The following is an 11,851-nucleotide window of genomic DNA, read 5'->3' as shown; positions in this document are numbered from 1 at the left end:
GTGAATACACCAAATAGACATCAAATCGGTGTTCGTCCCACAGCCGACGGCACCCATATTTCGGTATGGGCGCCAGAGGCAGAAGCGGTGCAATGCCAAGTGGAAGATCAAGAAACGCTTATCACACTTGATCGGAAAGAATACGGTTATTGGGAAACCAAGACCAATGCCTTGAAAGCGGGCGATCAATACCAATTTGTCTTAGATGGCGAAGCTTATCCAGATCCTGCCTCGTACTATCAACCAGATGGCGTACATGGCGCATCGCAAGTAGTAGATCTGTCGTTTAATTGGACGGACGGAGAATATAAAGTGCCAGCGATGAAAGATTTGATCATCTACGAACTGCATATAGGCACTTTTACTAATACACACGATTTCCAAGGAACGATCGACAAATTGCCTTACCTTAAAAAATTGGGGATTAATGCGATTGAAATCATGCCGATTGCACAATTCCCTGGCGAACGCAATTGGGGTTACGATGGCGTATTCCCTTTTGCGGTGCAAGACTCGTATGGTGGGCCAAAAGGATTTCAACAGCTCGTTGATGCGGCGCACGCCCAGGACATCGCTATTGTATTGGATGTAGTATACAATCACTTCGGACCAGAAGGAAATTACGCACCCAACTACGGCCCTTATTTTACCGATAAATATGGCACACCTTGGGGTAGCGCAATCAATTTTGATGATGCTTATAGCCATGGCGTGCGCGATTTTGTACTGGCAAATGTGCGTATGTGGTTTGCGGATTATCACGTTGATGCCTTGCGGATCGATGCGGCTCATGCCTTAAAGGATTGGAGCGCCTCGCATATTTTGCAAGATATTCGGAAAGAGACCAATGCTTGGATCGAGGAACAAGAGCGAGATCATTATCTCATCGTGGAATGCGACCTAAATGACAAACGTTATTTGGAATCTTTGGAGAAAAATGGCTTTGCGATGGATGGGCAATGGGTCGATGAATTTCACCATGCTTTACGCGTAGCAGCTGGTGGAAAACCCGAAGGTTACTACAGCGACTTTCACGGTGTCGCAGATTTGGCGAAATCCTTGCAGCATGGGTATGTATATACTGGTCAATACTCTGAACATCGGCAGAAATTTTTCGGAACGGATACTATTGGTATTACGGGAGACCATTTTGTGGTGTTTTCTCAAAACCATGATCAGACAGGCAATCGCATGTTGGGCGAACGCTCTAGTATGCTTTTCTCCGCCGATATGCAGCGATTAATGGCACTCACCGTGATGGCTTCACCGTTTGTACCGATGTTGTTTATGGGCGAAGAGTGGTCGGCTTCTACCCCATTCCAATACTTCGTACATCATAGCGATGAAGAGCTGATCGAAGCCGTACGAAAAGGTCGCAAAGAAGAGTTCAAATCATTTCAATCGGATGCCGAAGCGCCCGATCCGCAGTCGGAGACCACTTTTGCCGATTGTGTTTTGAAATGGCATGAAGTAGATTCAGGGGTACATCAGCAGATGTTGGCTTATTACGAAGCCCTAATCAGTTTCCGCAAAGCAAATAGCATCCTTCGTCAAGTAGATCGATCATTGGTTACCGTCCAATACGATGAATCCAAATCGGTCATTGTTTTAAGTTATGCCTTTGAAGATCAATTAATGGTCGGGTTACTCAACTTTTCATCAGCAGCACAAACGGTGAGTTTAGATAGTGCTTACTCGTGGGAACGGATTTGGGATACTTCTGATCCAGCATGGGGCGGCACTGGACCAACAGCTGATCTCTTTAATGGCGAAATTACAATTCCTGCAGCTACTGGCGTTTTCTTTCAACAACTATAAATTATTTATTTAGGACTTTGTCATGCCTCATCCTCACAATACGTATCGCATTCAATTCCATCAGAATTTCAATTTATCCAATTTGGAGCAAATCACGTCCTACTTACAACAATTAGGCGTTCATACTATTTATGCATCTCCGTTATTAGCTGCTACGCCGGGTAGCACGCACGGTTATGATGGTATCAGTAGTCACCGCATCAACCCTGAGATCGGCACGAAAAATCAATTGATCCAGCTTAAAAAGAAACTAAGCCAGCATCAAATGGCGTGGTTGCAAGACATCGTGCCCAATCATATGGCTTTTCATCCGGACAATACGTGGTTGATGGATTTGTTGGAAAATGGCATGGATTCTGCCTATCAATCGTACTTCGATACCAGCTTTAGCAGCGAGCTGATGGACGGCAAGATGATGGTGCCTGTATTAGGGAAATCTTTGCGTCAAGCATGCGAAGAGGAAGAATTAAGCATCCAATTTGATAAAGGAAAATTCTTAATTCAGTATTACGATCAGTCTTTTCCACTCGCTCCATCTAGCTACACGTACCTGTTACAGGGATTGTCCGATGATAGCGATAAAAATGATGATTTGGCGGAGCTGATGCAACGATTGCAAGGAGAGCCTAGTTCGGAAATGTCAGCACAAAAAAACGTGTATCAATCCCTGGCTAAATTATTTGCTGGCGCAAAAGCCCGTAACCAATTACAGCGACATTTAGCTCATTTCCGATTGGATGCAAATGCAATGAGCACCTTATTAGAACAGCAACATTACCGTCTTTGCCATTGGCAAGAGACGGATAAGCAGATCAATTATCGACGATTCTTTACGGTGAATGGTCTGATTTGTATGCATGTAGATCGTCCAGAAGTATTTGCAGATACGCATTCACTCATCAAAGAATTAGTAGATAAAGGTGTTTTCGACGGACTTCGTATTGATCATATTGATGGATTGTACAATCCATCCAAGTATTTGCGCGATCTGCGCAAGCTATGCGGTTCTGAAACCTACATCGTCGCCGAAAAAATCCTAGAAGCGGGCGAAGAATTGCCAGAGGAATGGCCGATTCAAGGGGCGACAGGGTATGAGTTTTTGTCCTTATGCAATAACGTACTAACGAACGAGAAAAGCGAAAAGTTGCTGACGTCGTATTATCAAGAGCTGACCGGTATCACAGCGGATGTGCTTACGCTACAACTCCAAAAAAAGGCCGCCATATTGCAAAACCATATGGGTGGTGAAATGGATAATCTGTACCATTACCTGCTTCATCTGGAGCTGCTACCCGCAGAAACCTCCCTCTCGGTGAGCGACCTGAAAGAAGCTATTGCTGGCTTTTTGGTTTACTTTCCCGTGTATCGTTTGTACGATGAGCAATTTCCACTAGCAGATACGTCTGTAAAACTTATGGATTCTGTCTTCGAGCATATGTTAAAAGATAAGGCGGCGAAGAAAAAAGCGGTAAAAGCACTTGCAGCCATATTCGATACGGCGCAAAGGAGTGACGATGGCGAAATACGCAAAAAAACTACGTTGTTTTTTGCACGATGCATGCAATTTGCAGGTCCGGTAATGGCCAAAGGTGTGGAGGATACCTTGATGTATACCTACCACCGACATATTGGTCGACATGAGGTCGGCGATCATCCGGAGAATTTCGGTTTATCGAAAAAGCAATTTCACCAAGCAATGCTTGATCGACAAGCCAAATGGCCAGAAGCACTGAATGGTAGTGCTACGCACGATACGAAGCGCGGGGAAGATCAACGCGCACGACTACAAGTGCTTAGTGCCATACCTGAGCAATGGATCGAAGCGGTGAAATGTTGGGAAGCAGATATAGCGGACAGCTACATGCAAGATTTACCACATGCGAACGATCGTTATTTCTTGTATCAGACCCTATTTGGTTCGTATCCTATGCCAGATACACCGTATGACGATTATGATACGCGCTTACACGCTTATCTAGAGAAGTACTTAAGAGAAGGCAAAGAACGCTCCGATTGGGCTGCGCCCAATGAAGCATACGAAGATAGTTTCAAATCTTTTGCCAGCTATTTATTGGATAAAAAGCAGGTATTCTTTCCGAAATTTCACGATTTCTTGCTGAAATATCTTGATTTTGGTATCAGTAATTCATTGAATCAGTTAGCGCTAAAATTGACCTGTCCGGGTATTCCTGATATCTATCAAGGTTCGGAATTGTGGGAATTGGGATTTGTAGATCCAGATAACCGTCGGCCAGTAGATTATGCGCTGCGACAAACATATTTGGAAAAAATCAAGGCTTCCCCGTTACAAGATCAAACTTCTGTATTGTGGGAAGAACGGCATTCAGGCAAAATTAAGCTAGCGCTACTACATCATTTATTGCGAATGAGAGCCGATCATGCCGATGTATTTCGCGATGGCCTGTACCAACCTTTGGAGGTGTCTGGCAAATACAAACGTCATGTATTGGCATATGCGCGCAAATATCGCCAAGACTGGGTAGTGGTTGTTATCCCATTACACCTTGCTGCTATTGCTAAATCAGCTTCCGAAGATATTCGAAAATTTGATTGGGAGGATACGCATATTATCTTACCAGAAGATCAGGAAATCCATTGGCAACATGCATGGTCTGATGTGCGTACAGATGCAAAACAGATGGACATCAATACGCTGTTCGGAGATTTACCGATCGCTGTGCTACAAGGAAAATCTACCGTTAACAAGCGCAGTGCAGGCGTCGTATTGCACATCACATCGCTCCCATCCGAAAATGGAATTGGTGATTTAGGTAAAGAAGCTTATAACTTTGCTGATCAATTAGCTGCTGCCGGACAGCGATGGTGGCAAGTATTGCCACTCGGGCCTACCGCAAAAGATCAGTTTCACTCGCCCTACAGTACATGGAGTGTGATGGCTGGAAATCCATTATTAATTGATCTGGAACAGCTTGGGATTATTCCACAAAACGGTCAATCATTATCAAAGAAAAAAAAGAAGTCTAAGCATCAGAGAGTAGATTTTGAACAGGCAGCGGCTTATAAAATGTCCCTTTTGCAAGCTGCCTTCGACCAATCGGATGTGAGAAGCGACCGCCAATTTCAGCAATTCTGCAAAGCAGAAAGCAAATGGTTGGATGATTATGCGCTGTACGTTGTCTTGCGCGAAAAACAGGGAGATGTGGCCTGGTACTCTTGGGACGAAGCTTATCGCATGCGTGATTCAGACGCCTTGGAAAGCTTTACCAATCAGCATCAATCTGCCATCTTGTTTCAAAAATGGTTACAATATATATTCGACAAACAATGGGCAAAATTACGCCGCTATTGTCATGCGCGCGATATATCCATTTTAGGTGATATTCCCATTTACGTGAGCCACGATTCGGCTGATGTGTGGGCTAATCCGTCACTTTTTGCACTGGAAGAAGATGGCAGTCTCAAAGCGGTAGCAGGTGTGCCGCCTGACTATTTCAATGCAGATGGCCAATTGTGGGGCATGCCGGTCTTTAATTGGGAAGCACACAAAAAATCAGGTTTCAAATGGTGGATAGCACGCATCGCGCGCAACGTTGCTTTGTTCGATATGGTGCGGCTGGATCACTTTCGGGCATTCGCTGCTTATTGGGAAGTGCCCGCTAGTGCCGAATCTGCCAAGTCAGGCGCTTGGAAAAAAGCACCCGGAAAAGCTCTTTTTGCCAAAATCCGCCAGGCATTAGGCGAGCTGCCCTTCATTGCAGAAGATCTGGGTGACATTGACGATGCGGTCTACGATCTTCGCGACGAGCAGCATATGCCGGGCATGAAAGTATTACAGTTCGCCTTTGGCGATGATATCGCATCATCGCCACATATCCCACATCAATATGAGCAGAATTACGTGGTGTATACCGGTACGCATGATAATAATACAACGCGTGGCTGGTACGAGACGGAAACGGATGAAAGCCTGCGTCAGAATATTAAGCGCTACGCTGGGCAACAAGTTAATGCAAACTCAATCAATGAAGCCCTGCTCCGATTAGCTTACGGCTCTACCGCAAATATGGCCATCGTACCCATGCAAGATATCTTAGATCTGGATGAGCGTGCTCGAATGAATACGCCGGCAACGACCGAAGGAAACTGGAGCTGGCAAATGCAATCGGGAGATTTTGACGAAAGCAGAATAAAAGAGCTGAGAGAAACGGTTAAAGTATTTAATCGCGGATAATCCTTGGTGCATTATCCGCAATAATGCAATATGGGATCTACGTTAGTAACCTTCGCATAATCCACGGATGGAATGTGCCGTTCGTGGCTTTCATACTGCCATGCGCGATCTTGTCCACGTTTGAACGTGATAATATAATTGATGCCCAACGGTGGTAGCGGTGGTTGTCGCCGATGTACATAGATTCCAACCCGTACACAACTGCTATTGTCCAATTCCTCGTTGTGTTTACTATCTACGAAAGACAATGCTTTGGCAATTGCCTTATCTAACACCGTTTGATTGTTATTCATGCAAATCCTTTCTTTTATTACAGCATATAGTATACCAAAAAAGTAGTCGGCTGTGGGCGTACCACATACCGACTACCCAGTCGTATAGACAACATTAATAATCACTCCTAATTATTTTTTTACGGATGGCCATAGCCACCGGCTACGCCAACAATTTGTCCGTGTGAGTAGCTTGAGCTCGTATCTGCTAATAGTACGTATACTCCAGCTAACTCCACCGGCTGCCCTGCGCGTTCTAATGGTGCCGTTGCGCCAAATTCTGGAATCGCATCAGATGGCTGACCGCCACAAATCTGTAATGGCGTCCAGATTGGACCTGGTGAAACACCATTTACGCGAATACCTTTAGGTCCTAATTGTTTGGATAATGCTTTGACGTAAGCCACATTCGCAGCTTTTGTCTGCGCATAATCAAAAAGATTAGCCGACGGATCGTACGCTTGTACCGACGAAGTCGCAATAATCGCAGAACCGGGTTTCAAATGCTTTAAAGCCGCTTTGGTAATCCAGTACGGAGCATAAATATTGGTTTTCATCGTCAGATCGAAATCACTAGAATCAATATCTTCGATGGAATCGTGGCTTTTTTGTTTACCGGCATTATTAACCAATATATCTAATCCGCCCAAATGCGCTACGGCATCTTCCACTAACTGTACGCAGAAAGCTTCGTCTGTGATGTCACCCGGAATGGCAAAACCTTTCTGTCCTGCTTCTTCGATATAGCGAATCACTTCTTGTGCATCTTCTTCTTCATGCGGCAAATAATTGATAGCCACATCAGCACCTTCACGAGCATAAGCAATAGCCGCTGCGCGGCCAATCCCAGAATCGCCGCCCGTGATTAAAGCTTTACGACCTTTTAACTTCCCCGATCCTACGTACGATGTCTCGCCGTGATCTGGAATTGGATCCATCTTACCGGCTAATCCCGGAAATGGTTGTTGCTGTTTTGGATATGGTGGCTGTTGAAATCGGGTAAGTGGATTGACTAATCCTTGTGTTTCTTTATTCTCCATGTTTTTCAATTTTATGTTTGTACATCATAGTATACGAGTCTCTGAAACAATAGACGCTTTTGCTTCTCGAATGTTTTTGAGATAGTACAGATCACGAAGTCACCTCCTCTATTTTGCGGCATGTACGCCAGATACAGGCGTAATACTACCCGTATACGTTTTAGATGGTTGAATTCTCAAACTATTGTAGGTAGCAACTGTTGGTTTCTTGATGATATAGTACAAGCTTCATTAATAATAAAGTCTGTCAGGAATTTTTTATTAATAACAAGCGCTCAATAGTAGAAAAGAGATAAGGAAATACACTTTCAAAACCTAATAAACATATGGCAATTGATAAAAACGGAAGAAACCCGAAGAAAGAACAGATGGATGCACACTTGGTGAATAACAATATGACCAACATGACCACCAATCAAGGGTTAAATATTCATGACAACAACAATTCGCTAAAAGCCGGAAAACGTGGGCCAACCTTACTAGAAGACTTTATATTAAGAGAAAAAATCTTCCACTTCGATCATGAACGCATTCCAGAGCGCATAGTGCATGCTCGCGGTAGCGGCGCGCATGGTGTGTTTCAAGTATACGAGTCTTTAGAGAAATATACCAAAGCCGATTTTCTACAAAATCCAGCGAAAGAAACACCCGTTTTCGTGCGTTTTTCGACCGTTGCTGGTTCAAAAGGATCGACCGATATGGCACGCGATGTACGTGGATTTGCCGTAAAGTTTTATACCGATGAAGGAATTTACGATTTAGTCGGGAATAACATACCTGTCTTTTTTATACAGGATGCGATGAACTTTCCTGATCTCGTACATGCGGTAAAACCAGAGGCAGATAATGAGATTCCCCAAGCTGCCTCTGCGCACGATACCTTCTGGGATTTTGTATCGCTTATGCCCGAATCGGCACATATGATGATGTGGGCGATGTCAGATCGTGCCATCCCGAAGAATTATCGTACGATGGAAGGTTTTGGAGTGCATACCTTCCGCCTAATCAATAAACAAAATGAATCACATTTTGTCAAGTTTCATTGGAAGCCTTTGCTAGGTATGCAAAGTGTAGCCTGGAATGAAGCACAGAAAATTTCTGGATTTGATCCCGATTTTCATCGTCGTGACCTGTGGGAAAACATTGAAGCCGGAAACTATCCCGAATGGGAATTGGGCTTACAGATCTTTACGCAAGAGCAAGCAGATAGCTTTTCCTTTGATGTGCTAGATCCTACCAAGATTATTCCAGAAGAATTGATTCCTGTACAACGCGTTGGTAAACTCACCTTGAATCGCAATCCAGATAATTTCTTTGCGGAGACAGAACAGGTTGCCTTTCATCCAGGTCATATTGTGCCCGGTATAGAATTTTCAAGTGATCCACTTTTGCAAGGTCGTTTGTTTTCTTATACAGATACACAACTCAGCCGCTTAGGAAGCACTAATTTTCACGAATTACCAATCAACAGATCGGTCGCTCCTGTACACAACAATCAGCGGGACGGACACATGCGCCATGATATTGCAAAAGGCAAAGCCAATTACTTTCCGAATAGTATGGGTGGCGGATGCCCGTTCCACGCGATGATACAAGGGCAAGGTTTTGATTCTTTCCCTGAAGAAACAACGGAAACCAAAGTACGCGGCAGGTCGGATAGTTTTGCGGATCATTTCACACAAGCTACCTTGTTTTATAATAGCCAATCTGAGCCAGAAAAATCGCATATCGTCAGCGCGTTTAGCTTTGAATTGGGAAAGATAAATCTCGTTGAAGTACGAAAACGCTATTTGGGAATCCTTTCGCAAGTAAACAAAGACTTAGCAAAGCAAGTAGCAGACAATTTGGGACTGGAAGTGCCAAATGGTTTGGCGGAAGAAACCTTGTTTTACGCCAAGCAGAATCACGCAGATTACCCAATAACCCCAAACAAGCCCGAAGTAGAAAAATCAGAAGCATTGAGTATGGAATTCAATAAAGTGGAAAGTATTAAGACAAAAAAAGTCGCTGTACTTGTAGCGGATGGTGTTTGTGAAGAATCTTTGGAGAAATTGACCATCCCATTGGAAGAAGGTGGTGCTACACCGGTATTGATCGGGCCTAAAGTAGGTTCCGTAAAAAGTAAACAGGGCAATATACTCGCGATAGAGCATAGTTTCTTGACAGAATCTTCTGTTTTATACGATGCATTATTTATACCAAGTGGCGATGGATCAATTAAAGTATTATCCGCAGAACCAGATGTGTTTCAATTTGTTAATGAGGTGTATAGACATTGCAAGCCGATGGCTTTTGGTGCTGGCGCAGAAGAAATTTTAAGTCATACCTATATCAAAAAAAATGATGACGATTGGGGAATCTTAGTAGAAACGGCCGATCAGCACTTAGACGAGTTTGTAAAAACGGTGGCGAAACATCGGATCTGGGCACGTGAATGTTTTCGAAAAGTGCCTGCATAAATTTAAAAAGCAGCATGATGAAAGGGAAAAATAAGCAAAAACTAGGAATTGGTAGGAATCTCGGCAGAATAGCGCTAGGCGTATTTTTTGTGTATGCCGGCATAGCACATCTCACCTTTGGCCGTCGAGCCTTTCGAGCGCAAGTTCCTAATTGGATGCCGGCAACAAAAGATCAGACAGTGCTCTGGTCTGGTTATGTTGAGATTCTACTTGGATTACTTGTACTCTTTCGGGGACATCGCGACCCGAAAATTGGTTGGATGATTGGTGCCTTCTTGCTGGCTGTATTCCCAGGCAATTGGGCTCAATATAAAAATCAACGAAATGCATTTGGTCTCAATACTGACACAGCACGCTTTATCCGGCTATTTTTCCAGCCGCCACTGATCTGGCTAGCATTGTGGAGCATGGGCGCAATACACACATCATCGCAGAAACGAATTGAAATTTAAACTTTTAACAGCATCAATATGGCAAAAATAACAAATAAGAGTAACGGACAGCTAGTAGATATTCATTACCAAGATCAAGGATCGGGTAAACCCGTCGTTTTAATACATGGATGGCCACTAAGTCATACATCGTGGAATAACCAAACTACCGCACTGGTGGATGCAGGATACCGCGTTATAGCTTATGATCGTCGCGGTTTTGGTGATTCAACTACTGGAAGTGCGTACGATTACGATAGCTTAACTTCTGATCTACATGCACTGCTGGAAGAGTTGGATTTGAAAGAAGTTACCTTGGTCGGCTTTTCAATGGGCGGTGGTGAAGTGATTAGATACGTCACTAATTACGGAACAGATAGAATTGCTAAACTCGCTTTGGTCGCTTCGATCATTCCATTGGTAAAACAAAAGGATGATAATCCTGATGGCGTGCCACAGGAAGATTTGGATGATATCTTGGCCAATTTGAAGGAGGATCGCATAGCTTTCTTAAAAGAGTTTCACCAACAATTTTATAATGTAGACAAAAAACCTGATGCAGTACCGGAATCTCAATTAGACGCAGATTTGGTTGTATCATCTGCAGCCAATGTGGAAGCTACGATTGAAGCGGCGAAGGCATGGATGGATACTGATTTCAGACCTGAAACAGCCAAAATAAGCTTGCCAACACTAATTATTCATGGCAAAGCAGACAGCACCGTGCCGATTGCTACTTCAGCAGAACAAGCTGCAGAACTAATCTCCGGAAGTGAATTCAAGGTTTATGAGGATGCGCCGCATGGACTGAATGTCACCCACACTGAGGAATTAAATAAAGATTTAATTGAATTCTTAGGATCTTAAGTCTCAAAAACAAACTTAATAATACAAATAGAGCCGAGATAAAATTATCTCGGCTCTATTTGTATAAATGCTGTGATGAAAGATATTTTTTCTATGCCGTCATCGCGAGAGAACGAAGCGATCTGTTTTCCCTGTGAGTACATATAGTTAATAAGATTGACAGATTGCCACATCCTCGTTCCTCGGATTCGCAATGACGCCTTCTACTTAACTTATCTTTTTCCTTTACATCTTCATCGCGGCTTCGGAATGAAATATCACTCAAACCGGTTTGGTTTACGCGGCGCTAATAACCGCGTTTTCTACTGTCGTTAAGAATTCGTCAACGTCGAATGGTTTCGCTATAAAGGTATTAGCACCCGCTTCATTCGCGACTTGCAAACCATCGCGACTTGCAGAAATACAAATGATAAAAATATGCTTAAGCTCTTCACTAGCGCGAATCTTTTTAATTAACTGATCGCCTGTGACTACCGGCATCCATAAATCTACGATTAGAATATCGGGTTTGAACTCGATCATCTTATCGTAAGCGTAAATGCTATCCGTTTCGGTGATGGTGTCTACATCTTCCAATTCCAATACCATTTCCAACATATCGGTTATGCCCTTATCATCATCACAAATGAAAACTTTTTTCTGTGCCATAATTATCTGCTATCTATATATTGCAGCCGCCTAATACTACACTTCTTCTCTTTCAAAAATGCGATTAACTTGTCTGTACTTCTATAGACCAATTCTCATACCA

General features: G+C 43.5%; 8 protein-coding genes. 5 read left to right on the top strand and 3 right to left on the bottom strand.

Features of this window, described 5'->3' with window-relative positions; translation table 11 throughout:
* Together treZ and treY are read left to right on the top strand one after the other, a co-directional pair.
* Nucleotides 1-1,818: a malto-oligosyltrehalose trehalohydrolase gene (gene treZ / locus DC487_RS09335; RefSeq protein ID WP_116775710.1), complete on the top strand. Its 1,818-nt coding sequence runs from the start codon at nucleotides 1-3 to the stop codon at nucleotides 1,816-1,818.
* Nucleotides 1,819-1,840: 22 nt separating this feature from the next.
* Nucleotides 1,841-6,031 carry a malto-oligosyltrehalose synthase gene (treY, locus tag DC487_RS09330; protein WP_116775709.1) on the top strand — a complete coding sequence of 1,397 codons (4,191 nt, stop codon included), beginning with the start codon at nucleotides 1,841-1,843 and terminating at the stop codon, nucleotides 6,029-6,031.
* An 11-nt stretch (nucleotides 6,032-6,042) separates the two neighbouring features.
* Here the strand turns inward: treY and DC487_RS09325 are convergent, their stop codons facing one another.
* Both DC487_RS09325 and DC487_RS09320 read right to left on the bottom strand, forming a co-directional pair.
* Nucleotides 6,043-6,324 (bottom strand): hypothetical protein, encoded by a 282-nt coding sequence (locus DC487_RS09325; protein WP_116775708.1) that lies wholly within the window; start codon nucleotides 6,322-6,324, stop codon nucleotides 6,043-6,045.
* Nucleotides 6,325-6,443: 119 nt separating this feature from the next.
* Nucleotides 6,444-7,343: an SDR family oxidoreductase gene (locus tag DC487_RS09320; RefSeq protein ID WP_116775707.1), complete on the bottom strand. Its 900-nt coding sequence runs from the start codon at nucleotides 7,341-7,343 to the stop codon at nucleotides 6,444-6,446.
* 326 nt (nucleotides 7,344-7,669) lie between these two features.
* On the opposite strand from DC487_RS09320, the gene DC487_RS09315 reads away from it, so the two are divergent.
* Genes DC487_RS09315 through DC487_RS09305 form a run of 3 tightly spaced genes read left to right on the top strand, consistent with a single transcriptional unit; the run spans nucleotide 7,670 to nucleotide 11,100 of the window.
* A complete protein-coding gene (locus DC487_RS09315; RefSeq protein ID WP_116775706.1) occupies nucleotides 7,670-9,802 on the top strand; it encodes a catalase in 2,133 nt (710 codons plus the stop codon).
* A gap of 14 nt (nucleotides 9,803-9,816) precedes the next feature.
* Nucleotides 9,817-10,254, top strand: coding sequence for a DoxX family protein (locus tag DC487_RS09310; protein ID WP_239016355.1), 438 nt, complete (start codon nucleotides 9,817-9,819; stop codon nucleotides 10,252-10,254).
* Between the two features lie 18 nt (nucleotides 10,255-10,272).
* Nucleotides 10,273-11,100: an alpha/beta fold hydrolase gene (locus DC487_RS09305; RefSeq protein WP_116775705.1), complete on the top strand. Its 828-nt coding sequence runs from the start codon at nucleotides 10,273-10,275 to the stop codon at nucleotides 11,098-11,100.
* A gap of 276 nt (nucleotides 11,101-11,376) precedes the next feature.
* Here DC487_RS09305 and DC487_RS09300 read toward each other — a convergent pair whose 3' ends face one another.
* Nucleotides 11,377-11,748 carry a response regulator gene (locus DC487_RS09300; protein ID WP_116775704.1) on the bottom strand — a complete coding sequence of 124 codons (372 nt, stop codon included), beginning with the start codon at nucleotides 11,746-11,748 and terminating at the stop codon, nucleotides 11,377-11,379.
* Nucleotides 11,749-11,851 lie beyond the last annotated feature (103 nt).

Source organism: Sphingobacterium corticibacter, assembly GCF_003076635.1.
Classification (GTDB): Bacteria; Bacteroidota; Bacteroidia; order Sphingobacteriales; family Sphingobacteriaceae; genus Sphingobacterium; species Sphingobacterium corticibacter.
The sequence above is the reverse complement of the archived record's forward strand: the minus strand, read 5'-3'. Positions and strand labels throughout refer to the sequence as shown.